Origin of the sequence: Blautia sp. DFI.6.71 (genome assembly GCF_020593585.1) — a bacterium.
Taxonomy (GTDB): Bacteria; Bacillota; Clostridia; order Lachnospirales; family Lachnospiraceae; genus Blautia_A; species Blautia_A wexlerae.
In genome coordinates this window covers 16,524-43,293 of sequence record NZ_JAJDMJ010000033.1, presented here as the reverse complement: position 1 = coordinate 43,293, position 26,770 = coordinate 16,524, and the positions used below count along the sequence as shown (strand labels likewise).

Annotated in this window: 22 protein-coding genes; 18 read left to right on the top strand and 4 right to left on the bottom strand. The window is 40.5% G+C overall.

Features of this window, described 5'->3' with window-relative positions:
- Positions 1-88 precede the first annotated feature (88 nt).
- On the top strand, positions 89-235 hold the full coding sequence (gene tnpA / locus LJE12_RS13480) for an IS66 family insertion sequence element accessory protein TnpA (RefSeq protein ID WP_173681315.1): 147 nt from the start codon (positions 89-91) through the stop codon (positions 233-235).
- A gap of 18 nt (positions 236-253) precedes the next feature.
- Here tnpA and LJE12_RS13475 read toward each other — a convergent pair whose 3' ends face one another.
- Entirely contained in the window at positions 254-607 is a 354-nt protein-coding gene (locus LJE12_RS13475) for an arsenate reductase family protein (RefSeq protein ID WP_118419931.1), read from the bottom strand.
- A 201-nt stretch (positions 608-808) separates the two neighbouring features.
- On the opposite strand from LJE12_RS13475, the gene LJE12_RS13470 reads away from it, so the two are divergent.
- Complete coding sequence (locus LJE12_RS13470; protein ID WP_227227095.1) at positions 809-1,756, top strand: Rpn family recombination-promoting nuclease/putative transposase; 948 nt, start codon at positions 809-811, stop codon at positions 1,754-1,756.
- Positions 1,757-1,892: 136 nt separating this feature from the next.
- Here LJE12_RS13470 and LJE12_RS13465 read toward each other — a convergent pair whose 3' ends face one another.
- Entirely contained in the window at positions 1,893-2,285 is a 393-nt protein-coding gene (locus LJE12_RS13465; protein ID WP_227227094.1) for a C-GCAxxG-C-C family protein, read from the bottom strand.
- Between the two features lie 315 nt (positions 2,286-2,600).
- Here LJE12_RS13465 and LJE12_RS13460 point away from each other — a divergent pair, with 315 nt between their 5' ends.
- From LJE12_RS13460 to LJE12_RS13435, 6 genes are all read left to right on the top strand, one after another.
- Positions 2,601-3,464: a substrate-binding domain-containing protein gene (locus tag LJE12_RS13460; protein ID WP_008705068.1), complete on the top strand. Its 864-nt coding sequence runs from the start codon at positions 2,601-2,603 to the stop codon at positions 3,462-3,464.
- Positions 3,465-3,610: 146 nt separating this feature from the next.
- Entirely contained in the window at positions 3,611-4,468 is an 858-nt protein-coding gene (pstC, locus tag LJE12_RS13455; RefSeq protein WP_173704169.1) for a phosphate ABC transporter permease subunit PstC, read from the top strand.
- Positions 4,458-5,363, top strand: coding sequence for a phosphate ABC transporter permease PstA (pstA, locus tag LJE12_RS13450; protein ID WP_118633562.1), 906 nt, complete (start codon positions 4,458-4,460; stop codon positions 5,361-5,363). Before pstC ends, pstA begins: the two co-directional genes overlap by 11 nt.
- Before the next feature lie 5 nt (positions 5,364-5,368).
- Entirely contained in the window at positions 5,369-6,127 is a 759-nt protein-coding gene (gene pstB, locus LJE12_RS13445) for a phosphate ABC transporter ATP-binding protein PstB (RefSeq protein ID WP_022381180.1), read from the top strand.
- Between the two features lie 2 nt (positions 6,128-6,129).
- Positions 6,130-6,801, top strand: a complete 672-nt coding sequence (gene phoU / locus LJE12_RS13440; protein WP_008705061.1) for a phosphate signaling complex protein PhoU — start codon at positions 6,130-6,132, stop codon at positions 6,799-6,801.
- A 160-nt stretch (positions 6,802-6,961) separates the two neighbouring features.
- Positions 6,962-8,629, top strand: a complete 1,668-nt coding sequence (locus LJE12_RS13435) for a sensor histidine kinase (protein ID WP_025577749.1) — start codon at positions 6,962-6,964, stop codon at positions 8,627-8,629.
- Between the two features lie 68 nt (positions 8,630-8,697).
- On the opposite strand, the gene LJE12_RS13430 is transcribed toward LJE12_RS13435, so the two are convergent.
- Both LJE12_RS13430 and LJE12_RS13425 read right to left on the bottom strand, forming a co-directional pair.
- Positions 8,698-10,281 (bottom strand): response regulator transcription factor, encoded by a 1,584-nt coding sequence (locus LJE12_RS13430; RefSeq protein WP_025577751.1) that lies wholly within the window; start codon positions 10,279-10,281, stop codon positions 8,698-8,700.
- 36 nt (positions 10,282-10,317) lie between these two features.
- Complete coding sequence (locus LJE12_RS13425) at positions 10,318-12,051, bottom strand: sensor histidine kinase (RefSeq protein ID WP_025577753.1); 1,734 nt, start codon at positions 12,049-12,051, stop codon at positions 10,318-10,320.
- A 255-nt stretch (positions 12,052-12,306) separates the two neighbouring features.
- Between LJE12_RS13425 and LJE12_RS13420 the strand changes: the two genes are divergently transcribed.
- The 10 genes from LJE12_RS13420 (at position 12,307) to LJE12_RS13375 (ending at position 26,623) form a co-directional block, all read left to right on the top strand.
- On the top strand, positions 12,307-13,785 hold the full coding sequence (locus tag LJE12_RS13420; protein ID WP_008705054.1) for an ABC transporter substrate-binding protein: 1,479 nt from the start codon (positions 12,307-12,309) through the stop codon (positions 13,783-13,785).
- A 62-nt stretch (positions 13,786-13,847) separates the two neighbouring features.
- Positions 13,848-14,753, top strand: coding sequence for an ABC transporter permease (locus LJE12_RS13415; RefSeq protein WP_025577755.1), 906 nt, complete (start codon positions 13,848-13,850; stop codon positions 14,751-14,753).
- Between the two features lie 10 nt (positions 14,754-14,763).
- Positions 14,764-15,654: a carbohydrate ABC transporter permease gene (locus LJE12_RS13410; protein ID WP_008705044.1), complete on the top strand. Its 891-nt coding sequence runs from the start codon at positions 14,764-14,766 to the stop codon at positions 15,652-15,654.
- A 162-nt stretch (positions 15,655-15,816) separates the two neighbouring features.
- Positions 15,817-18,582 carry a glycoside hydrolase family 3 protein gene (locus LJE12_RS13405; protein WP_161233777.1) on the top strand — a complete coding sequence of 922 codons (2,766 nt, stop codon included), beginning with the start codon at positions 15,817-15,819 and terminating at the stop codon, positions 18,580-18,582.
- Between the two features lie 197 nt (positions 18,583-18,779).
- Entirely contained in the window at positions 18,780-19,337 is a 558-nt protein-coding gene (locus LJE12_RS13400) for a TetR/AcrR family transcriptional regulator C-terminal domain-containing protein (protein WP_055201070.1), read from the top strand.
- Between the two features lie 255 nt (positions 19,338-19,592).
- On the top strand, positions 19,593-20,174 hold the full coding sequence (locus LJE12_RS13395; protein ID WP_008705039.1) for an HdeD family acid-resistance protein: 582 nt from the start codon (positions 19,593-19,595) through the stop codon (positions 20,172-20,174).
- A 71-nt stretch (positions 20,175-20,245) separates the two neighbouring features.
- Positions 20,246-21,595, top strand: a complete 1,350-nt coding sequence (locus LJE12_RS13390; RefSeq protein ID WP_118331569.1) for a radical SAM protein — start codon at positions 20,246-20,248, stop codon at positions 21,593-21,595.
- Positions 21,596-22,059: 464 nt separating this feature from the next.
- On the top strand, positions 22,060-23,706 hold the full coding sequence (locus tag LJE12_RS13385; protein WP_055201071.1) for a response regulator: 1,647 nt from the start codon (positions 22,060-22,062) through the stop codon (positions 23,704-23,706).
- A gap of 3 nt (positions 23,707-23,709) precedes the next feature.
- On the top strand, positions 23,710-25,161 hold the full coding sequence (locus LJE12_RS13380) for a sensor histidine kinase (RefSeq protein WP_025577762.1): 1,452 nt from the start codon (positions 23,710-23,712) through the stop codon (positions 25,159-25,161).
- 403 nt (positions 25,162-25,564) lie between these two features.
- Entirely contained in the window at positions 25,565-26,623 is a 1,059-nt protein-coding gene (locus tag LJE12_RS13375; RefSeq protein ID WP_008705032.1) for an ABC transporter substrate-binding protein, read from the top strand.
- The last annotated feature ends 147 nt before the right edge of the window (positions 26,624-26,770 follow it).

The following is a 26,770-nucleotide window of genomic DNA, read 5'->3' as shown; positions in this document are numbered from 1 at the left end:
AGTTTTTTGCACTTAGGACCATTTCACTTCAGTTCTTCTGGTACCTGTGCTAATCCCACTCCAAATAAAAAACAGGAGTTGAATTTTTATGCCTAAAAGAAATCCAAGACGTACAGATAAAGAATGGCTGGATCTGATCCAGGAATGCCGGTCCAGTGGCCTTTCTGATAAATGCTGGTGCCAGGAACATCATATCCATATAAGCAACTTTTATTATCAGATACGAAGAAAATGAAAGGAGAGGCTATGCACATCACACGTGCATAGCCTCAATCCATTCTTTCTCCCTGAATCCGGTAAGTACAAAGTCATCCCCGATCACCAGTGGTCGTTTCACCAGCATTCCGTCTGTGGCAAGAAGCTTCAGCTGTTCATCTTCAGACATATCTTTTAATTTATCTTTCAATCCCATTTCCTTATAGAGCATCCCACTTGTATTAAAGAATTTCTTCAGTGGAAGACCACTTTTGGTGTACCATTCTTTTAATTCTTCATAGGTAGGATTTTCTTCTTTAATAGCCCGTTCTTCATAACTGATATTGTGTTCATCCAGCCATTTCAGAGCTTTCATGCAGGTACTGCATTTGCGGTAAACTAAAACTTTCATAGATATTCTCCTCGTATAGATTTATCGTAACTATTTACAGGTAATTATTTCCTCTATTATTGTTCCAGATAGATATATCATAAATTGTAAAGGGCGATTTTGCAAGAGAATGTTATGGAAGAATTGTAAGGTTCAGGTTTTCATGTTAATATGTCCATATACAAAAGAAAAACAGTCTCAGTTCCCCGGAGAGGAGAAATCATGCGTGATGAGACGAAGATGGACGTATATACGTCCGGAGTGACTGGCGCGGAGTATGATGCAGGAATGAAACAACTTATGAGCAATAAGGAGATTATCATTCCCATTTTGCAGATGACAGTGCCGGAGTTTAAAACGTGCTCACAGGAAGAAATTCTACAGTGCTTAGACATTTCTTCTATTACAAAAGATGATTTCGTAAGTGATATACCAAATGTAGAAAAGGATCTGAGATTAACAAAAGAAGACAGTGAACTCTCATCTCTTGTGGAGAAACTGGTGAGGTTTGATATTCGGTTTAAAATAATAAATCCAAAGTTATCTACAGAGAAAATAAGAGTGAATTTACATATTGATATGGAAGCGCAGAAAAGCTACCGTCCAAGTAATCCGTCATACCCTATATTAAAACGTGCAGTATATTATGTGGCCAGAGACCTTTCATCTCAGTTAAGTACTATTACGCAGACTACAGATTATTCAAAGTTGGAAAAATGTTATTCCATATGGATCTGTGCGGAGGATGTGCCAAAGAAACTGCAGAATACATTGACGGAATACTCTTTTTCGAAGAAGGATATTATAGGGGTAGCAGATGAACCTGAGGAGGATTATGATCTCTTAACAGTAATTATAATCCGACTGGGAAAAGAAACAGAAGAAAAAGGAATATTTGATTATCTGAAAGGGCTTTTTACTGGTGATATAAAGAGAATACAAAGATATTCACATATAGAATGGTCAGAACCATTTCAGGAGGAGGCGAGCAAAATGACAGGATTTGGAGATATGATTTATGAAAGAGGAATACAGCAAGGCCGTCATGAGGGAATGATTCTGGGGGCTCTCATGAGTGGAAAAACTCCAGAAGAAGTTTCGAAGATGTTGAACTTGCCTCTGGAAGAAATAAAAAAAGTTCAGGAACAGCAGATGACTGTGAACAAGTAGTGAAAGTAAATTACAGATATAAAATTAATTGGGAACTGGGAGCATTAATCAAGCTAATCATAAAAGAGGCTATGCACATTATACGTGCATAGCTCCTTTTGCGTTGGTATTTATGTATTGTGAATATCTGCTGAAATCAATTTTCTGATTTTAATGCGTCTTCCAGAAATTTCACCGCATCTCTGACACAGTCATCACAGGAGCGGATTACCTTTCCGGTTTCCACACCCTTTAAGTCTTTACATATTACAGTTCCGTTCTGCTGTTTAAACTGATTCATGACAGAGCGGACAGTCTGAGAGGTTCCGGCTTTATCCTGGTTAACAAGTCCGGCTATGACTGCAGCACCGGAGATTGCTCCGCATGTACCGGCCATGGTGCCAAGACCTGCACCGAATCCCTGTGTGATCTTTTTGAGTGTATCCTCATCCATAGATGCCTCTTTACAGAAAGAACAGGCCACAGCCTGTGCACAGTTATAGCCGTTATGTTTCTTTTCTATTGCTTTTTCACATCTTAAATTTTCCATATATAAAATCCTCCTGTGTATAAATTTTAACCGAATCAAGTAAGTCCCCTGCTTGACTTGCGAAAAGCAATAAGCAGTGGGTGGGGACTTGAAGATATAGTTTATGATAGCACCTTGAACCTGTTTTTACAACCTTCACAAAAATTTTCAATTTACAAAGATTTTACTTTAGCGTGGTTTTACATTTAACTTTGGATTTCTATAATAGCACTTGTAAATGAGGCAACAAGTTATAAAACATAAAGATATTAAAAAGGAAATGAGCCTTTCACTTTATATTAAAAACATGGCTCATGGGAAGAGGAGAAAATTATCATGAAGAAAAAAATCGCAACAATCCTTACAGCAGCAGTTATCGGAGCAACAGCTTTCACAACAATCGTAAGTGCAGCAAGCGGAGACATCACAGTTGTATCCCGTGAGGATGGTTCCGGTACACGTGGAGCATTCGTAGAACTGTTTGGAATTGAAGAAGAAAAAGACGGTGAGAAAGTAGATATGACTACAGATGAAGCAAGTGTAACAAACAGCACATCTGTTATGATGACAACTGTTGCAGGTGATGAAAATGCAATCGGTTATATCTCACTTGGTTCTCTGGATGATACAGTAAAGGCAGTTAAGATCGACGGCGTAGAAGCTACTGTAGATAATGTTTCCAATGATTCTTACAAGATCGCACGTCCATTCAACATCCTTACATCTGATAAAGAAAGCGATGCAGCAAAGGATTTCGTAAACTACATTATGAGCTCTGACGGACAGAAGATCGTAGAGGACAACGGATATATCAAAGAAGCAGCAGATGCTAAGGCTTATGAAGCAGCAGACGGAGTTTCCGGTAAAGTAGTAGTTGCAGGTTCTTCTTCAGTAACACCGGTTATGGAGAAACTTGCAGAAGGCTATGAAGCAGTAAACAAAGACGTAACTGTAGAAGTTCAGCAGAGTGATTCCACAACAGGTGTAAACATGGCAGCAGAAGGAACAGCAGATATTGGTATGGCATCCCGTGACCTGAAGGATGAAGAGAAAGACCTTGGTCTTACAGCTACAGTTATCGCAAGAGATGGTATCGCAGTTATCGTAAACAAAGACAATGATGTTGATGAACTTACAAGCGATCAGGTAAAGGCTGTATACACAGGCGAGACTACTACATGGGAAGACCTTGCTAAATAATGTAACAGATTTAGTTTCAGAGCAGTTCGCCTGTGAATGAAATAATACAGCAGGCGGGCTGTTTGCATGTTGAAAATCATATTCTGAGAATTATTGCAAAAGTGACAGGTTATGATTTTTGATACAGGGAAAGAAAGGTGTAATGAATGAACCACTTTAAAGAAAAAGCAATGAAATGTGTATTTCTGATCGCAGCCTGTACTTCAGTGCTGGCAGTATTTCTGATCTGTGCATTTCTGTTTGCAAATGGTGTCCCGGCTATCGGGAAAATCGGTCCGCTGAAGTTCCTGCTGGGAACAAAGTGGAAGCCGTCAAATGATATTTTTGGAATCCTTCCAATGATCGTAGCAAGTGTCTATGTAACTGCAGGTGCCATTCTTCTGGGTGTGCCGATTGCGTTGTTTACTTCTGTTTTTATGGCACGTTACTGCCCGAAGAAAATTTACAGACCATTGAAATCAGGAATTGAACTGATGGCAGGTGTACCTTCTATTGTATATGGTTTCTTTGGACTGATTCTTATTGTTCCTCTGATCAGACAACTTTTCGGCGGAACAGGAACCAGTATGCTGGCAGCCTGTGTTCTGCTTGGAATGATGATCCTGCCGACTATCATCGGAGTTACGGAATCTGCGATCCGCAGCGTGCCTGAGAGCTATTATGAAGGTTCTCTTGCACTGGGAGCAACCAAGGAGAGAAGTATCTTCTGTGTAATGCTTCCGGCAGCAAAGTCAGGTATTCTGGCAGCTGTAGTGCTTGGAATCGGTCGTGCGATTGGTGAGACAATGGCAGTTGTAATGGTTGCAGGTAACCAGCCGAGAATGCCACAGGGAATCCTGAAAGGTGTCCGTACAATGACTGCAAATATCGTCACTGAGATGGGTTATGCAACAGGTCTTCACAGAGAAGCTCTGATTGCAACAGCAGTTGTGTTATTTATCTTTATCCTTATCATTAACCTGAGTCTTTCTTTACTGAACAGGAGGGCAGAACATGCAAATTGATACAGCAGCGGCAATTGATTTGTCCAAAGAAAAAAAGCAGAATGAGTCTTCTTTCTCAGATCAGATGAAGGCATATATTAAGCATCCGGGATCAGGTATTCTTGCATTGCTTACCCTTTTAGGTGCGGTCCTGACATTTGCATTACTGTTCTTCCTGATCGGATATATTCTGGTCAAGGGCGTACCGTATCTGTCAACAGACTTGTTCAGTTTAACTTATAATTCAGAGAATCTTTCCTTACTTCCTTCTCTGATCAACACATTCATCCTGACGGTTGTTTCACTTGTAATCGCAGCACCGCTGGGAATCTTTGCAGCCATCTATCTGGTAGAATATGCGAAAAAAGGAAGTAAGCTTGTAAATGTGATCCGTATTACAGCAGAAACACTTTCAGGAATTCCTTCTATTGTATATGGCCTTTTCGGTATGCTGTTTTTCGTAACAGCACTGCATTGGGGACTTTCTCTTCTGTCCGGTGCTTTCACACTGGTAATCATGATTCTTCCTCTGATCATGCGTACTGCGGAAGAAGCCCTGAAATCTGTTCCTGATTCTTATCGTGAAGCCAGCTTTGGACTGGGAGCAGGGAAACTTCGTACCATCTTCACCATTGTTCTGCCATCAGCAGTACCTGGTATTCTGGCAGGTGTGATCCTGGCCATCGGACGTGTGATCGGCGAAACAGCAGCCCTGATTTATACAGCAGGTACAGTTGCAGAGGTACCGAAGAACCTGATGGGTTCCGGACGTACTCTGGCACTTCATATGTATGTGCTGTCAGGTGAGGGCCTTCATATGAATCAGGCATCTGCGACAGCAGTTGTTATTCTGGCATTTGTTCTTGTAATTAATTTCCTGTCCGGAGCAGTTGCCAAACGAATTGCGAAAGGATAAGAAAAATGAGTGGGAATGAAAAAATAACAGTTGAAAATATGAACTTGCATTACGGAAAATTCCATGCGCTAAAGAATATAAACATGGCAATTCCGGAGAAAGAAATCACAGCTTTTATCGGACCGAGTGGCTGCGGTAAATCTACACTTCTGAAATCTTTAAACCGTATGAATGACCTTGTTGAGGGATGTGTGATCACCGGTAAGGTACAGCTTGACGGTGAAGATATTTACGGAGATATGGATGTGAATCTCCTGAGAAAAAGAGTGGGAATGGTATTCCAGAAGCCTAATCCTTTCCCTATGAGCATTTATGATAACATTGCATATGGACCGAGAACCCATGGAATCCGTTCCAAGTCTAAGCTGGACGATATTGTAGAAAAATCTCTCCGCGATGCGGCAATCTGGGATGAAGTAAAAGACAGATTAAAGAAAAGCGCACTGGGTATGTCCGGTGGTCAGCAACAGAGACTTTGCATTGCCAGAGCACTGGCAGTTCAGCCGGAGGTACTTCTGATGGATGAGCCTACATCCGCACTTGACCCTATCTCAACTTCCAAGATTGAGGAGCTGGCGATGGAGTTAAAGAAGGATTATACCATTGTTATGGTAACTCATAATATGCAGCAGGCTACACGTATTTCTGATAAAACAGCTTTCTTCCTTCTGGGAGAAGTAGTTGAGTTTGATGATACTGATAAACTGTTCTCTATGCCTTCTGACAAGCGTACAGAGGATTACATTACAGGAAGGTTTGGTTGATTATGTCAAAGTATTTCGAAAGACAACTGGAGGAACTGCACGTTCAGCTTATCACACTGGGAAGCTATTGTGAGAAAGCAATTTCATTCTCTGCAAAAGCAATCCAGAAGGTACAGAATGAAGAGATTGCCCGCCAGGTTTTTGAGACGGACAGAGATATTGATGCCAAAGAAAGAGAGATTGAGAATCTGTGCCTGAGTCTTCTGCTTCATCAGCACCCGGTTGCAAGAGATTTAAGAGAGATATCTGCAGCATTGAAGATGGTTTCTGATATGGAACGTATCGGTGACCAGGCAGCAGATATTGCAGATCTGTCTTTATATGTTGCAAAGAATACCACTGCGATCCCGGAGACTATCACACAGATGGCGGAAGATACTGTGCGTATGGTAACTGAGAGCGTGGATGCTTTTGTAAAGAGTGATCTGGAGCTGTGCAGAAATGTCATTGACAGAGATGATGTGGTGGATGATGCGTTTAACGAGATTAAAGAGAAGCTTGCAGATATGATCTACGGAGGAAATCTGGATGCCAAGACCGGACTGGATCTTCTTATGACTGCCAAGTATTTTGAACGTATCGGAGATCATGCAGTGAATATTGCTGAATGGGTAGAATATTCCATCACAGGACAGCACAGAAATAATGAGCATCAGGATTATCTGAATAATTAATTGAATAGAGAAAGTCTCTGATTTTGAATATAATTATTTGGAAGCAGGGCTTTTTATATCCGCAGGCGGGAACCGTTTGCGGATATTTGAGTTATTATATATCTCAATCGGAGACCGATATCTGCCTGAGGTATTAAATAAAAAGGGGAAGTGAAGAGAAGTGACAAAAAAAATCTTTAAATCTATAATGTTTGTATGTGCATTGGTTCTGACTGTGGGACTGGCTGCTGTAATGGGAATCCTTTACAGCAATTTTGACGGACAGATGCGCAAAGAGCTGTCTAAGGAAGCTGCTTATCTGGCATATGGTGTGGAGCAGCAGGGAACAGATTATCTGAAGAATGTAAAGGATAAGAGCTCAAGGATTACTTATATTAATAAGGATGGAACTGTGCTTTTTGATAATAAGGCTGATGCAGATGAAATGCAAAATCATAAGAACAGAACTGAATTTCAGAAAGCAGAGAAATATGGTGCAGGAGAATGTTCCAGGTATTCGGATACACTTTCTGAGAAAACAATTTATTATGCACTGCGTCTGAAGGATGGAACTGTGCTGAGAGTTTCAGGCACTCAGGATTCTGTGCTGGCACTGGTTGAAAATCTTCTTCTTCCCTTATGTGGACTCTTATTTCTGATGCTGATTCTATCAGGAATCATGGCATCTGTGATATCAAAAAGGATCGTAAAACCTGTGAATGAGCTGGATCTGGAGCATCCGGAGGAGAATAAGATTTACGAGGAGCTTTCTCCGCTTTTAGGTAAAATCCATAAACAGAACCGGCAAATCCAGAAGCAGCTGGAACTGGCAAAACAGCAGCAGGAAGAATTCTCTCTTATTACAGAAAATATGCAGGAAGGTCTGATCGTGATTGATAGGTATACCATGATTCTTTCTGCCAATTCCAGTGCATGGAATCTGTTCCGGGTAGATAAAGTATGTCAGGGAGAAAGTGTTTACTGTCTGGATCGTGCGGAAGATTTCAGACATGCGATCGAGCAGGTTCTCAGCGGAGAACATGCGGAACTGATATTGAAATTAAATGGAAGCGATATCCAGTTGATTGCCAATCCTGTGGTACGTGGACAAAAAACAGAAGGTGCTGTGATCCTGCTTGTGAATGTGACAGAGAAGCTTGAGAGGGAGAATCTGCGGAGAGAGTTTTCGGCAAATGTCTCTCATGAGCTGAAGACTCCTCTGACTTCTATTTCAGGATTTGCGGAGATCATGCAGGGCGGTCTGGTGAAATGTGAGGATATTCCCAAGTTTGCAGGGCGTATTTATAAGGAATCCCAGAGACTGCTTCAGCTGGTTGAGGATGTGATCCAGATTTCCCAGCTTGACGAGGAAAAAACATCCTACACCTGGGAACTGGTGGATGTTTATCAGGTTTGTAAGAATGCCTTTGAAAGTCTGAAGGAGAAAGCACAGAGCATGAATGTGCATCTTTATATCTGTGGGGACAGTATGAAGATGGAAGCAGTTCGGACACTTCTGGAAGAGGCAGTTTATAATGTCTGCGATAATGCCATTAAGTATAACCGAAATGATGGAAGTGTAAGCATTTTTCTGACTCAGACTGCACATGAGATACAGATTGTAGTCAAGGATACAGGTGTGGGAATTCCAAAGGAAGATCAGGATAGAGTTTTTGAGAGATTTTACAGAGTGGATAAAAGTCATTCCAAAGAGATTGGAGGTACCGGACTGGGACTTTCTATTGTGAAGCATGCGGTCAGCACTTTGAATGGAAGTATTGTGCTGAGAAGTGAAGAAGGAAGTGGAACGGAAATTACTATGAAATTTCTGAAAGTGCATAAGGAATAAAATAGAATAGATACAGAGGGGATGTCAGTTTGACAGCCCCTCTAAATTATACCGTAGAAAGAACCTTTTTATTTTTTTCGATATTCATTGGGGGTGCAGCCGACCACATCTTTAAACAGTTTGGAAAAGTAGGAATAATTTCCATAGCCGACTTTCAAAGCAACTGTTCCAACCGGGATGTCAGGGTTGAGCAGAAGCTCTTTTGCTTTTTCTAACCGATAGGTGGTGATGTAATTGATGATAGAGGTCTGCGTTTGTTTTTTGAAAAGTCGTGCCAGATAATCTGGATTGAGATAAACCATATCAGCCAGCATGGTACGTGAGATATCTTCGGAGTAGTGCTGATGGATATAGTTGAGTACAATATCAACGACGGAGTCTTTTTCGTTGACGAAGCTATTGTATTCTACGGCGCGTTGTATCAGATAGCGCAGATAATTAAACATATATGGTACAGCGTCCAGAGATTTTGTGATCAGTTCGTCTCTTTCTTCTGAAGAAAATAGAGTGTGTGCTTCGATTCCGTTTTTATGTAGATAGGAAAAAACAATTTGTTCGATATCAAGTCTCAGATGCAGAAGAAAATTTTTGGTGATACCACTGGCCTGAATGTATTTGGACAGGTAATTTTCGATATTCTGTAAAGCTGCGTCTGCCTGTTTTTGTTCCAGAAAAGTATTGATTACTTCCAGTGATGGAGGGATGTAGGAAGTTGTGCTGGGAACAAAATCTTGCAGAAAAAGTGGTTTATTTACGGAGTTAAGGTTGGATTCTCTCATTTCACGTAGTCTGGTAAGAGTTTCAGGCAGTTCTGTCAGGGAAACCTCTGGTGCAATGCCGCATGCAATTTCACAGTGCAGAAAACTCTGAAGATTTTTGAACAGTGTTAGTAGATTTTCTGTAAATGGCTGACGGATTTGTTCCAGTTGCAATCCAGAAAGTATGACAACGTATTCAAAGGTGTTCAGTATCACTATAGACTCATAGAGAATGCAGGATTTCTGAAAGGTTTCGGCTGTAATATTCTGGAAAGAAAAATCTACCATGGAAGACTCCATGGGCATTATCTGGCCGGAGAGTGGATAAAGCCGGAACAAAACAGGAATGAAGAGGTCATCTGCTGTATAGGAAAGATCTTTTTTTCTTAATTCTGTTTCAAGAAGAGAAGGTTCACGAAACAGAGTGGTGGCAAAAAGTTCTTTCCAGAATAAATCTACAATATAGCGGTAATTATCTTTCCATTTCTGACTGTCTGCTTTTGTCTGGGTGAGCGCAGCATTCTTTCTGACTTTAGAAACTGCTTTTTCCAGAATATGGGATAAAGTATCAAAGTCTATAGGTTTTAGCTGGTAATCGAGGGAGGACAGTTCGATAGCTTTTTTTGCGTAATCAAAATCCGCATAGCTGGTCAGGAAAATAAATTGTATTTCTTTTCCTGATTCCCGGACCCAGGAAAGAAGATCAAGACCAGAACCGCCGGGCATTTCGATATCGCAAACACAGATATCGATGGAGTTTTTTTCTATGATTTTCTGAGCTTGACGGATATTGAAAGCAGTGAGTACTTCTGTGACTGTTAGTTGCTCCCAGTTTATTTTTTTCTCAAGGGCCGCTACAACAAAGCGGTCATCATCAACTAATAATACGTTCATAAAACTTTCCTTTCATAAATTAGGCAGAGAATTGGATCAGACTGCAGGGAGAAGGATGGTTACGCAGGCACCCCCAGATGGGAGGTTTGAGAAAGTAATGACCGCTTCTCCCTGACCGTACAGCAGATTCAGACGTTGGATGGCATTGGTAATTCCAATACGGTGACCATTTTGAGGTTCCAGAGGAATAGCAGAATTTAGGGATTGCAGGATGTCTTCCGAGAATCCGCATCCAGTGTCCATGACCTGAATCTGAATATTTTCATGTGAATTTCCGCCGGCAGTCATCCAGGCGATGTCTGTGCGTATGATTATGGGTTCATCAAAAGTATTGGAGTGTTTGATGGCGTTTTCTATAAAGGTCTGGATCAGAATTGGTGGGATTCGTATGTTTTCTGTACCTTCTTCTGCGTGAATTTCATAGGAGAACGTATCTCCGTAACGCATCTTTTGGATTTCCATATAATTTTTTATATGTTCCAGTTCATTTTTTACAGGAACAAGATCCTGGGTGTTCTGGAAAATATATCGAAAATAGTTGGAAGTAATCATAGACATTTTCATGATCTCTTCGTAAAGCTGCGTCTGTGCCATACTGTAAATGGTATTCAGACAGTTCAGAAAAAAGTGAGGACGTATCTGTAGCTGAAGATAATTCATCATTGTTTTTTGTTTTTCCAGTTCTTTTTCGTAAATGTCAATTTTCAGTTTTTTGATCTGGCGCATCAGATTTTTGAACTGGGAGTTCGCCTGCTCAAGTTCGAGAAGATTGGTGTCTTTTAAATTGATGGTTTCTGCAGAATCATCCAGATGTGCCAGATTTTCTAAAAAGAGTTTGATCGGAGTCAGAACGTGTTTCTTCATATAGAAAATGGAAGTAAACAGGATAACTGCGACCAGAAGGACTGCCAGTGCAAGAATAAACTGAAGCAGGATTATTTTTTCATAAGCCCTGAATTTGCTGAGAATAATCTGAGGATAAAAAGCACCCATAATCAGAGCACCGCTGATAATCAGATTATTTCCCTTATTATAGGTCTCGTAAGAATCGGAATTGCTTTTTCTTGAAAATTCAATATGGTGTTGCTTCAGCAGTTCTTTATTAGTAAGTACGGTTCCGTTTTGCGAGGTAAGAGAAATGAAACCGTCTTTTTCTTTAATTATGTTTTTTAGTGGCTGAATGATATTGTCAGCAGGAATAAAACAGCAGGCGTAGTGGGAGCCTGTATGAAAGGATTTGTAAAAATATACGTTCTTTCCGAGCATTAGTACTTCCCAGGCATCCGTGTAGAAACTTGTTTTGGGCGCAGTTATTTTTTGGATCAGATGCTTGTTCAGCAGTACGAGCTGATTCTGAGTAAGTGTCTGAAAAATTTCTGTAGGACGATACATCCGTTCATTCTCTGAATTATATAGAAAAATCTGATATCCCTTTTCAAAAGATTCCAGAAAAATATCAATATTATTATGAACTCGTTCTGCGGATGAAATGAATTCCAGTTTGTCCTGTGTTTCCAACAGAGTATCTGCATCGTCATTTTCAGTCAGGAGCCGGATTAAATAGCGATTGATGGAAATATGTGCGGTGTCGATTTGCGAAGCATAAAGGGATGTTGTATCTTGCAGGGACTGAATACTTTGGGAACGCATGGAAAAAATGACAAAACAGCTGATCATGATATCCAGGATTACAACCGGAACCAGCAGAAAAAACAAAAATTTTATGACATGATCAATGGAGTATCCGGCAACACGATGTCTGGAATACATATAAATACCTCCTGAAATATTATAAAATCATTATGATGAAAACAATTATAACAAAAATCCGATAAAAAGATAACAATATTCCGACCTTTTGATACAACAAAAGAGACAAGCTATGAAAAAAGAAATCGGATTTCGGAAAGTGTGAGGTCGTTATTTTACTATTAAAATACTGGAAAATCTGTATAATGAGAAACATCAGACAGAGAGATGTATACATCAAAAAAAATTAAAAAGGAAAAGAATTGAGGTAAAAGGATGAATAAGAAAGTGATTGCAGCGGGAATGGCTATGGTACTGGCTTCTATGGGGCTGACTGCCTGTGGTGATTCCGGTTCAAAAGAGGCTAAAGATTCTTCTGATGAGACTTATACAGTTACAATGGCTTATATTGGAGATAAGGAGGAAGATACAGATCGCATCGAGAAGAAAATCAATGAGATTATGAAGAAAGATATCAATATGGAACTCGATATCGAACCGATCAGCTGGGGTGCCTATGCGGAAACAATGAAGCTGATTCTATCCGGTGGAGAAAAGATGGACATTGTACCAATCCTGGTGGAACAGGTTAATTCCATGGTGAATGCGAAGCAGGTTATTGACATGTCTGAATATATCGACAAATATGGCAATAATATTAAAGAACTGCTTGGTGATACTGCGAAAGCAGCAAATATCGGAAATTATGTATACGGTGTGACAACAGGACGCGAATGGTTCTGCCAGTCATCTGTTATTATGCGAAAAGATATTCTGGATGAGTGTGGAATTGATGTATCTTCTATCACAGATTATAAAGATTTGACTGACGTTTATGCAACTGTGAAAGAAAAATATCCAGATATGGTCATGATGGCAAGCAATAACAGTGCAACACCGGATACCAAATATGAAATGAATGATACACTTACTGATGGATTTGGTGTATTGATGGATCATGGTCAGGACACGACAGTTGTAGATTATTATGAGACAGATGAATATAAAGAGTTTGTAGAAACAATGTATGACTGGCAGCAAAAAGGTTATTTGTCCAAAGATGCTGCAACCACAACAGAGAGTGCGGAGAATCAGGTAAAAGCAGGTGCCGCTTTTTCTTACCTTGCACCAAACAAACCAGGATATGATACCCGTGCCGCTTTACTTTGCGGAACAGAGATGGAGATTGCTCCGATTTCCGAACCATGGGCTGGCACTGCACAAATTTCTTACCTGACTTATGGCATCAGTTCAAGTTCTGCTGATAAAGATAAAACAATGCAGTGTCTGGATTATTTATATGGAAATGCAGATATTCTGAACCTGTTGAACTGGGGGGAAGAAGGTGTTGATTACGAAGTTGTAGATGCTGAAAATAATATCATTAACTATCCGGATGGAAAAGATGACAGCAACACGTATCATCTGGCAGAAGGATGGCAGTTATTTGACCAGTTTAAAATGCATATCTGGGAGGGTGATTCACCAGATATCTGGGATGAAACAAAGGCACTGAATGAGAGTGCAATCAAATCAAAAGCATTCGGATTTACCTATGATTCTACAAGTGTTGCAAACGAACTGGCTGCACTGAGTAATGTAAAAGCAAAATATGCAGCTGCTCTTGGTTCTGGTACAGTAGATCCTGAAGAAACACTTCCGAAATTTATTGAGGAACTGAAGAAAGCAGGAATTGAGAAAGTGATCAGCACCAAACAGGAACAGCTGGACAAGTGGCTGGAAGAGAATAAATAACACAGACAGGGGATGCCGCTATGCATCCCCTGTTATATTCCAGATAATTGAAAGGAAAATTTATGAAAAAAGCAAAATTTAAAAGATGGGCACCGCTTTATCTGATGATGGCACCGGGGCTGATTTATCTTTTTATCAATAATTATATGCCGATGGCAGGACTTGTGGTTGCTTTCAAAAATTACAACGTGGTAGATGGAATCTTTGGCAGCCCATGGGCCGGTCTCAGCAATTTTACTTATCTGTTTAATGATGCGTGGACGATTACAAGAAATACGTTGCTTTATAATATTGTATTTATTATCATCAACCTGATTCTGGGAATTGCATTTGCCATCTTTATCTGTGATATTCGGAGCAAGGCATGCAAAACAATTTATCAAAGTGCAATTTTACTGCCGTTTCTTATGTCTATTGTAATTGTAAGTTATATCACTTTTGCCTTTTTCAGTGGGGACAATGGAATGCTGAATAAGACAATTCTTCCGTTTTTCGGGAAAGAAGCAATTAATTGGTATTCAGAATCCAAATATTGGCCTGTGATCCTGGTTATCGTAAATACATGGAAAGGTGTAGGATATGGATGCCTGATTTATATTTCCAGTATTTCCGGAATTGATCCTTCTTTTTATGAGGCTGCAGAACTGGATGGAGCTTCAAAGTGGAAACAGATCCGATACATTACACTTCCATCGATCATGCCGTCTGTAATCACTTTGACACTGTTAAACATTGGAAGAATTTTCTATTCTGATTTTGGATTATTCTATCAGGTTACACAAAATTCCGGTCAGCTTTATGATACCACCAATGTAATCGATACTTATGTATACAGGGCACTGCTTCAGTCCGGAAATATCGGAATGGCTTCAGCGGCAGGCTTTTATCAGTCCATTGTCGGATTTGCCTGTGTACTGCTGGCAAATGTGGTTGTGCGCAAATTAAGCCCTGAAAATGCAATGTTCTAGGAGGTAAAAAATGGTTAGAAGCAAAAGTGCAAAAAGATTTGAACGATTGGCACATACGGTCATGATACTGGTTACAATCTGTATTGTATTGCCGTTTATCTTGTTATTTATGTCATCTATTACCTCTGAAAGTGCTCTGGTTAGAGATGGATATTCCTTTTTTCCAAAAGAGTTCAGTATTCATGCCTATAAGTTTATCTGGGATAATGCTGCAAATGTATTCAGGGCATATGGAATTACAATACTGGTCACTGTAATAGGAACCAGTATTAATGTGGCAATGTCTGCATTGTTGGCGTATCCGCTTTCCCTGAAAAATCTTCCAGGAAAAAGAATCCTGAATTTCTACATATTTTTTACAATGTTATTTAATGGTGGACTGGTTCCTACATATCTCATGTATACAGGAATTTTCCATATCAATAACACACTGCTTGCATATATTGTGCCGGGACTTCTGATGAGTGCCATGAATGTTATGCTGATTCGTACATTCTTTGCAACCAGTATTCCGGATGCACTTTTTGAAGCAGCTCAGATTGACGGTGCAAGTCAATTCCAGATTTTTTTCAAAATTGTATTGCCACTGGGTAAACCCATTCTTATTGCCATGGGTCTGCTTTCCGGATTAGGATACTGGAATGACTGGACAAATGGTCTGTACTATATTAGAGATACGAAGTTATATGGCATTCAGAACCTTCTGAATAAGATGATTTCAGATTTGACAGCACTGACACAGAATGCTTCTGGTGCGTCAACTGTTGCAATTGCAGATATTCCATCTGCATCTGTCAGAATGGCAATAGCGTTTGTTGCAATGCTACCGATTTTATGCCTGTATCCGTTTTTACAGAGATATTTTACCAAAGGTATCGCGCTTGGTGCCGTAAAAGGCTGAAGATGTTTTGAAGGAAAGGTGGATTATTTTCCTGTAAATATTTAGTGTTTTCAGCAAAGATTTTTTCTGATAAGATGGGGAATAGAAAGTATTGGGGAAAAACGGTCGGAACGATCATTGCATCGCTTGAGAGATGTTGTTCTCAGAAAGAAAGGATAAAACATGAACGATTATAAATTGGATTTAGAGAAATATGCAACACTGGCGAGACAGGCAGCCGCAGAGGGATGTGTACTTCTGGAGAATGAGAAGCAGGCACTTCCTTTGAGAGAGGGAGAGAGTGTGGCTGTTTTTGGCCGCATGGCATTTCATTATTATAAAAGCGGACTTGGTTCCGGCGGTCTGGTGAATACGAGATATGTAGTGGGAATTCTGGATGCGCTGAAGGAGTGTAAAGAGATTCAACTGGATGAGAAACTGCTGGGTATTTATGCAAACTGGATTAAAGAGAATCCTTATGATGAAGGTCAGGGATGGGGTCGTGTTCCATGGTCTCAGAAAGAGATGGAAGTTACAGAGGAAATGCTGGACTGCGCACGTAGCAACGATGTTTCGCTTATTATTATAGGAAGAACTGCAGGTGAAGATCAGGATAATAATACGAATCCGGGAAGCTATTGTCTGACGGAGACGGAGGAGGATTTGATCTGCCGGGTCTGTGAGGTGAGTAAGTGCACAGTTGTGGTGCTGAATGTTGGAAATATTATTGATATGAGTTGGGTGGAGAAATATCATCCTCAGGCTGTGCTGTATGCATGGCAGGGTGGTCAGGAAGGTGGCAATGGTGTGGCTGATGTGCTGACCGGTAAAGTGTGTGCATGTGGGAAGCTGACAGATACCATTGCTGAGAGGATTGAGTATTATCCGTCTACGGAGAATTTTGGTGATCCATATAAGAATTATTATAAGGAAGATATTTATGTGGGTTATCGTTATTTTGAGACATTTGCGAAGGATAAGGTGCTGTATCCGTTTGGATATGGTTTGTCCTATACGAATTTTGAGACAAAGGCGGAGATTTTTAAGAATACTGAGGATGAACTCACAGTGGCTGCGACGGTTACCAATATCGGTGATGTGAGGGGCAAAGAGGTTGTACAGGTTTATGTAAAAGCACCGCAGGGTAAACTTGGAAATCCGGCAAGAAAGCTGATCGGATTTGCAAAAACCCGGGAACTGGCACCGGGTGAAAAAGAAGAACTTGTTATCATCATTCCCAAATATGATATGGCCTCTTATGATGACAGTGGAGTGACAGGACACAAATCCTGTTATGTTCTGGAAGAGGGAACTTATGAAATTTTTGCAGGCAGTGATGTAAGAAGTGCGAAATCAGCAGGAATTTACAAAGAAGAATTACGTGTAATAGAACAGTTACAGGAGGCATATGCACCGATTGAGAAATTCCGGAGAATGAAAGCCGTTCTGAGAGCGGATGGAACTTATCAGGCAGTAACAGAAGAGGTTCCTGTCCGCACAGCAGATCCACATAAACGCAGAGAGGAAAGAATGCCGAAGACTCTGGAGTATACGGGAGATAAAGGCTATAAGCTGGCAGATGTACTGGATAAAAAAGTTTCTATGGATGAGTTTGTGGCACAGATCAGTGAGGCGGATCTGATTGCCATGTTCCGCGGTGAAGGAATGTGCAGTCCAAAGGTCACTGCTGGAACTGCAGCTGCATTTGGCGGTGTGACAGAGTCTTTGAAGGCTCTTGGAATCCCGGTGGGATGCTGCGCGGATGGGCCGTCAGGGATTCGTATGGATTGCGGTACGAAAGCGTTTTCTCTGCCAAATGGAACTTTGCTGGGCTGTACTTTTAATACGGAGCTTGTGGGTGAGCTGTATGAAATGACAGGGAGGGAACTTCGACTAAATAAGATTGATTCCCTGCTGGGACCAGGTATGAATATTCACAGGAATCCACTGAATGGTCGAAATTTTGAATATATTTCTGAGGATCCGCTTCTCACAGGAAGAATTTGTGCGGCTCAGGTGAAGGCAATGGCTAAATCCGGAATTGGAAGTACGATTAAGCATTTCTGTGGAAATAATCAGGAAGTGGGACGAAGTACTTCTGATTCTGTTATGTCTGAGAGATGTCTGAGAGAAATCTATCTGAAGGGATTTGAGATTGCAGTAAAGGAGGGGGGTGCACGTTCTGTAATGACTACTTATGGAAGTGTAAATGGGCTCTGGACTGCAGGTAGCTATGATCTGTGTACAACCATTCTGAGAAAAGAGTGGGGATTTCAGGGTATTGTCATGACTGACTGGTGGGCGAAGTCCAATTATGAGGGTCATCAGGCAGAGGTAACTGCGAAAGCTCCTATGGTAGCTGCCCAGAATGATATTTATATGGTAGTGAGTGATGCGAAGTCCAATCCGGAGAATGACGATGTGGAGGAAATGCTTCATGCAGGAAAAATTACTGTGGGAGAATTGCAGAGGAATGCAGCCAATATCCTGGGATTTCTGTTAAAAAGTCCTTCTGTTTTATTGTTGACAGACAGAATATGTAAAGAAGAACTGGAGGCTATGAATACAAAGGAAGAGGACGATGTGGATGCCGGAAGTCTGGTAAGTATTGAAAGTGATTCGGTGACACAGAAAATTGTAATTGACGGTGCATTATTACATCCTGCAAAGGGAAAGGCAGATGTGATTGCTGTGACTAACGAGTTCATGGGTGATTTCACAATGAAGTTTACTTTGAAATCTGATCTTGGTGAGCTGGCTCAGCTTCCGGTTTCTGTATTTTTGGACAATATTCATAAGATGACTGTTTCAGTACAGGGAACCAATGGAAAATGGGTAGAAGAAAGCCGCATCCTGAATACGGGATTTGGTCATAATCACTATATCAAATTTTATTATGGTGCGGATAATCTTGAAATTAAAGAAATTGTGCTGATTCCGAATAGGTAAGACCAATTTTAGGAACGCTTGCAAAACTATATCCTTTATGGCATAATTATGAAAATACTCAGAACCTGCGAAAGATGAGTGATAATTGCTTTATAAAAGTGGTTATCTGTGGACTTTTTTAATGCGGAGCGGGCTGTTCAGAGGAAAAGTGTTACTGATGATTAGAACAGTGTTAAGAGTGATGAGGAAAAGATAATATGTCAGGTTTTACAAAGGAAATTATTGCAAAGACTTTTACAGAATTGCTGGATGAAAAGTCCATGTCTAAGATTACGGTGAAGGATATCGTGGAACGATGTGGTGTAAACAGAAATACTTTTTATTATCATTTTAAGGATATTCCGGATGTAGTGGAGTTTATTTTGAAAAAGAAGTGGGATGAGATTCTGGAACACCCACAGGACAGAGCCTCTATTCTGGAATGTATGGAAGAAATGGCAGATCTGGTGAGAAATAACAGAAAGGTTATGCTTAATGTTTACAGATCAGTGAAAAAAGATACGTTCCTTTTTTATATGAATGAGATTTCTAACTATATTATTATGGAATATTTTCGGAAAAATGCAGATCAGTTTGATCTTGATGAGGGAGAAATCCGGATTCTGATTCAATATTATAAGTGTCTGTTTATGGGATTTCTGATGGAGTGGCTGGATAATAATCTGAAATCTGATTTTGGAGAAGAAATGCGTCAGGCTTCCCGGCTTTTTGAAAAGCACCCGGAGCTACATGCGGTATTGAACAGATCAGAATAGAGTGAAAATACCTGTTGTTCCTGATATTTATTATAGCAATTCTCTTAAATGTATTATCTGAGAGAAGCGTTATAGGTAATTCCTTTAATTTTCATATTATACAAAATTAAGCTTATGTCTGTTTTTTGGACATGGGCTTTTTTTTGTCTATTTATTGTTAAAAAAATCACAGCTATAATAGCAGCCATAAAGAGATGAAAACAAGAGCCTGACAGTCACAGGTTCGGGTATATTTCAGAAGGGAGGAGCAATAGGATGGATGCACTGAAGCAGTTAAAATTAGCCAAGAATGGTTATATTATTATGTCTGTATTATTTATGGTTCTGGGTGCCTGTCTGATTATCTGGCCGGATTGTTCGATGGCAGTTTTCTGTACAGCAGTAGGGATTATGCTTATTGTATACGGATTGATAAAGATTCTGGGATATTTTTCCAGAGATATCTATTGTCTGGCATTTCAGTTTGATCTTGCCTTTGGAGTGCTGCTGGCAGCAGTAGGAATTATTATTATAGTACGCAGGAATGTAGTGGTGAATCTGATCTTTGGAATCTTTGGACTTCTGATCCTTGCGGATGCATTATTTAAAATTCAGATGTCGATAGATGCAAAGAAATTCGGGCTGAATCTCTGGTGGAGGATTCTCCTGGTAGCGATTCTGACAGGTGTTCTGGGATTTTTACTTTTGATAAGGCCGTTTGAGGCAGCAGAGATCATGATGATCCTGGTTGGTGTTTCGGTTCTGTTTGAGGGAATTCTGAATCTTTGTGTGGCGATTTACACTGTAAAAATTATTAAAAACCAGAAACAGGATATCATAGATATGGATGAATATTGATAAAATAATAAAAATATACCTGATACACAGGTGTTTATATATATCACATTACAACAAGGAGGAGCAATAACATGAAGTTAATGGACAAAGCAAAACAGGCTGCACTTGCAGCAGCAGTTAAAACAGGTCTGAGTTATCTGGAGAAGGACCCGGAAGTAAATATACCGAAACTGATGGAACTTGTAGATAAATTTGTACCGGATGGCTGGTATGAGTCACAGAGAAATGCAATCCGTAATGCGATTCAGGATAAGGACAGCAACTGGTATAAACTGATCCTGAGGATTTATGAGCTGGATCCGGGAGTACGTGAAGCATTCTTTACAAACTTTATTATCAATGCCAGCTTAAAGGGAAGTGCACTTCAGGAAGAAACAGCAGAAGAGAACAACTGTAATGTTCCATGGGCAATCCTTCTTGATCCTACAAGTGCCTGTAATCTGCACTGTACAGGATGCTGGGCAGCAGAGTATGGTCACAAACTGAATCTTGATTTTGACACCATCTGTTCTATTGTAGAGCAGGGCAGAAAAATGGGAACTTATATGTACATATATACAGGTGGTGAACCGCTGGTACGTAAGAAAGACCTGATGCGTATCTGCGAGAAATATCCGGACTGCGAGTTCCTTTCCTTTACAAATGGTACACTGATCGACGAAGAATTCTGCCAGGAAATGCTTCGTGTTAAGAACTTTGTTCCGGCAATCAGCCTGGAAGGTTCTGAGGAAGCAAACGACGGACGTCGTGGAGAAGGTGTATATCAGAAAGTTATGCATGCAATGGAACTTCTGAAAGCTCATAAACTTCCGTTTGGTGTATCTACCTGTTATACTTCTGCAAATGTGGACAGTGTAAGCAGCGAGGAATTTTTTGATCACATTATTGACTGTGGTGCATTATTTGTATGGTTTTTCCATTATATGCCGACAGGTAATGACGCTGTAGTAGAATTAATGCCGAATCCACAGCAGCGTGAGAAGATGTATCACAAGATCAGAGAGTACCGTTCTACAAAAGCTATTTTTGGAATGGATTTCCAGAATGATGCGCAGTATGTAGGAGGATGTATTGCAGGAGGAAGACGTTACCTTCATATCAATGCGAATGGTGATGTAGACCCATGTGTATTTATCCATTATTCTAATGCAAATATTTATGAAAATACTCTGCTGGAAGCATTGAAGAGTCCGATCTTCATGGCATATCATGACGGTCAGCCGTTTAATGAAAATATGCTTCGTCCATGCCCGATGCTTGAGAATCCGCAGAAGCTTCGTAAGATGGTTGAAGAATCCGGTGCGAAGTCTACAGATTTGCAATCACCGGAGTCTGTGGAGCATCTCTGTGCGAAGTGTGATGCTTATGCAGAGCATTGGGCACCGAAAGCAGAGGAATTATTTCCTGTAAAAAATAAGTAACTTAATAATAAGAAAAAATATTAACTCAAAATTTAGCCAAAGTTATCAGAGAAAGTTCCCTGTCCGGTCATCCCCTGTCCGGATGGGGAACTTTCTCGTCTTTGAAAGGGGACGCGCGAAGCCGCATCTCTCTTCGGGTTCAGTTCCGGGGGATAAGTAACTCTAAGGCTGGGAAAATCTGCTAAGGGCATGAAGAAAAATGCAAAACTCGCTCCGCCTCCGACTTCGCTCAGACAAGTTGCTATTTTTCTTCATAACGCAAATTTCCCCAGTCTAAGAGTTACTAATCCCCCTTCAAATTCACCCGAAGAGAGATGCGGCTTCGCGCTGTTGATTGGCTGTGAAAGGAAGTGTGTGAAGCATTTTATTGTTAAAAATAACTTGCCTGATAATTCAACATGTATTAAAGTTATATCAGATTTAGATGGGAGTTATATGTGGCGGAGATTTACAGGAGGAGTGAAATGTTAAAAACTTTTTTAGTAGAGGATGAAGTTGTGATCAGGGAGATGATTAAGAAGATGATTCCCTGGGAGCAGTATGGGTTTGAACTGGCAGGAGAAGCATCTGATGGGGAGATGGCACTGCCGTTGATATTAAAGAGCAAACCGGATCTTCTGATCACTGATATTAAGATGCCGTTTATGGATGGTCTGACATTATGTAAATTGGTGAAGAAGGAGTTGCCGGACATTAAGATTGTGATTCTTAGTGGCTATGATGACTTTAACTATGCGAAGCAGGCGATCAATATTGGTGTGGAGGATTATCTGCTGAAGCCAATTACTAAGAATGCATTTATTGAGCGTCTGGAGGAGATTCATAATCGTTATGAACATGAGAAGACGCAGAAGGAATATTATGAGAAATTCAAACTGGAGATGCAGGAGTATGAGAGGAATGCGAGCCGTGATTTCTTTGAATCTCTGGTGAGAGCGGACTTTGATCTGGAAGAGATTTATCGGAGAGCAGATCGTTTGAATCTTGATATTGTGGCAGAGGCTTATAATATTCTGATTTTTACACCGGATGCTTCAGACAGCAGTTATAATTCGTCGGAAGGATATTCAGACTGGGAGGCAGAAGTACATAAGAAGATTGAGAATTATTTCCTAAGTCATCCGGTTGCGATGCTTTTCAGACATCAGGTGTTCAGTTATGCGATTCTGGTCAAGGGGCAGCGAGATACGATAAAGAAGAATACATGCGAATGTGTGGAAGCAATTCAGAAGATCATGGAAGAAACCAGAGCAAATGTGGACTGGTTTGTGGCAGTCGGCGAGGAGGCAGACCGTCTGAGCAGAATTAAGCAGAGTTATCACACGGCTGCAAGAACTTATGCATTCCGTTATCTGTATGACGGGCATATCCTTTATTACAATATGCTTGAGCAGGTAAAGGAGAATTCAGCAGACACTTCAAAAACAGAAGCTGTTCAGCTTAAGAATGTGAATATCAATGCCCTGAATCCGGAAATCCTTCAGAAATTTTTAAGCAGTGGTCTGGAAGATGAAGTAGACAGTTTTGTCCATGATTATTTCCATGCTATTGGCAGGGAACCGATGGAATCACTGGTGTTCCGTAATTATGTGGTTTTGAATGTGCGTTTTTCTGTACTGTCATTTCTTAAGAAAATTGGATATGATGATACGGAATTGTCCAGAGAAGAGACAGATGATGTTGTGAAGAAGACAAGCCAGTCTACAGAAGCTTCTGTTGCATATGCAGAGGAAGTCCTGAAACGGGCCATTGCAATCCGTGATGAAAATGCAGGCAGTCAGAACAGAAGTGTGTTGAAGCAGGCAATAGATTTTATAGATGGACATTATATGGATGAAGAGATTTCTCTGAATAGAGTGGCGCATGTGGCGAATGTGAGTGCCAATCATTTCAGCGCGCTTTTCAGTCAGAATATGGGACAGACATTTATTGAGTATCTGACTTCGCTTCGCATGGACAAGGCAAAGGAGCTGCTTCGCTGTACTTCCAAACGTTCCAGTGAGATTGCAGGGGAAGTGGGATATAAGGATGCGCATTACTTCAGCTATCTTTTTAAGAAAACTCAGGGAATGACTCCGAGTGAGTATCGTAAGACGAGAGGAGAAGTCTGATTCATGAAGCAGAAACAGGAGAAGCTGGAAACAAAGATGAAGTGGATGCTTCTGAGCACTATGATCCCTATGACAATTCTGATCATAGTGCTTCTTGTTTTTTTCTGGCATTATACAAATGAATATAATCAGTTGTCTAATAATCTGGCGGTGAGTTCGGAATATAATGCAAACTATAGAAATTCCAATAATGATATGAGCTTTAAAGATGAAGTGGATATGGATATCTATTATGTGACTATCGGGCGAAAAGGTAAGGACGGGCTGCCGACAGAGCAGGTAGACAAGGCAATCAGTACTGTGGAGAGTCTGAAGAAAACCACATCAAAGAAGGAAAGCCTGCGTTCTCTGAAATATCTGACTAACTATCTGGAGAATCTTAAGAAACGGATGAATCAGCTTCTTGAGATAAAGAATTATCAGGAACGACAGGAATTTGTGGCAAATAATACAGAAATCCTGACCACGCTCTTTGAGAAAGAAATGCAGAATTATATTTATCAGGAGGCGACGGAACTGGTGCAGATAGAGTCTCAACTGGCTGGAAATGTACGTCTGACGATCATCACTATGTGTGCGGCGATTTTGGTTGCTACGGCTATTCTGTTGCGGCGTTCTTTCCGTCTGACATACAGCATTACCAAACCGATTTCTGAAATTCTCCATAATATTAAGAAGGTTGGAAAAGGAGAGTACAAAACTATTAATGTAGTATCTGCCGACAGTGTTGAAATCCAGGAGCTTGATGCCGGTACCAGAAAGATGGCAGGAAGGATTGAAGGGCTTCTTGAGAATGTGCGTAAGGAGCAGGAGGTACAGCATATGACGGAGCTGCAGCTGATCCAGGCACAGGTAAATCCGCATTTTCTGTATAATACACTGGACACTATTGTGTGGCTGGTGGAGGGTGGTATGCAGCAGGATGCAGTGGATATGATCACAAGTCTGTCTGTTTTTTTCCGCACTTCGCTTTCGAAGGGGAAGGATATCATTCCGCTGTCGGAAGAGAAACGCCACACATTGAGTTATCTGGAGATTCAGCAGTCAAGATACAGGGATATTATGGAATTTGAGATTAATATTCCGCCGGAACTGGATGAAGTGATGGTGCCGAAGCTTACTTTGCAGCCGTTAGCGGAGAATGCTCTTTATCATGGAATTAAGAATAAGCGTGGAAAAGGTAAGATTCTTATTGAAGGATTCAATCTGGGAGATGATATGATGCTGAGAGTGACTGACAATGGTCAGGGAATGACACCGGAACGTCTTTATGAAGTACAGGAAGCTATCCGCACCGGTGAACGTGCCGGGTTCGGACTTGCTGCGGTGTCAGAGAGAATTGCACTTTATTATGGTCCGGGTTATGGACTGAAGATTTCTTCTACAGAGGGAGAAGGTACGGTTATGGAAGTGTATATGGCGAAAAAAATTAACCTGGATAACAATTCAAGATAAACAAAGAAAAAGCTGCATGAAGTTAAGAATCTTAACAGATATGCAGCTTTTGTTATGTATTCAGGTGGATAAAGTCAATTATTTTATTGCTTATTCATATCTAATAACAGTTTTATGGCCTGCTGATAGAGACTTACGAAGGTCTGCCAAATAATGGAATGTATGAATTATGTCGACTAATGCTGAATTGTGCAAAGTGAATATAAAAGAAAGCTGATAATTTATTTCTATATTTATAATGCACAATAAAAAATCCAACTTCCGCAATAAAAAAATAAACTTTGTATAAATTATGAACAAAATATGATAGAAGAATAAACTTTTTGCGGAAAATATTCTATGGAATTTTCCTGGATTTTTACTATAATAAAGACATCTTAAATGAATCGGGAGGATTTACAAAATGAAGAAAAAAATCGTGTCAGCTTTATTAACAGCAACAATGGTATGCGGTATGAGCGTTGTTCCGGCAGTGGGTGTAGCAGCAGCGGACGACACAATCACAGTTGGTTTCTCACAGGTAGGTGCTGAATCTGACTGGCGTACAGCTAATACAGAATCCATGAAATCCACATTCAGCGAAGAGAACGGATATGAATTAATCTTCGACGATGCACAGCAGAAACAGGAAAACCAGTTAACAGCAATCCGTAACTTCATCCAGCAGGAAGTTGATTACATTCTTTTAGCTCCTGTAACAGAGACAGGTTGGGATACAGTTCTCCAGGAAGCTAAAGATGCTGATATTCCTGTAATCATCGTAGACCGTATGGTTGATGTATCTGATGACAGCTTATATACAACATGGATCGGAACTGACTCCTTACTCGAAGGAAGAAAAGCAGCTGAATGGCTGAATGCATACACAACAGCTAAGGGAATCGATGCAAAAGATGTTAACATCGTTGATATCCAGGGTACAATCGGATCTACAGCTCAGATTGGACGTTCTAAAGGCCTTGAAGAAGGTGTTGACAACTATGGATGGAACTTACTTGCTCAGCAGTCCGGTGAATTCACACAGGCTAAAGGACAGGAAGTTATGGAGTCCATGCTGAAACAGTATGACAATATTAATGTTGTATACTGCGAGAACGATAACGAAGCATTCGGTGCTATCGATGCTATCGAAGCAGCTGGTAAAACAGTAGGATCTGATATCGCAAACGGTGAAATCATGGTTATGTCTTTTGATACAACAAATGCTGGTTTAACAGATACATTGGCCGGCAAGATCGCATGCGATGTTGAGTGTAACCCATTACACGGACCACGTGCAGAAGAACTGATCAAAGCTCTTGAAGCTGGTGAAGAAGTTGAAAAACTGAACTATGTAGATGAAGAAATCTTTGCTACAGATGATACAGTTGATAAAGTTAAAGCTGTAAACAGTCTTGATGAAGAGGGCGAATATGACGTAACACCTATCACACAGGAAATTATTGACGGACGTGCATACTAATTTTTGACAACATATAATAGACGTGTAATAGAAGAAATATAAACAATCCGGAGCGTGGTTCATAATTCGGAGAAACCCGGATTTATGAATCACGCTCTCTTTATGCCGAAATGATTTACAGATACCCGCTTTACTGAAGCTTTTCAG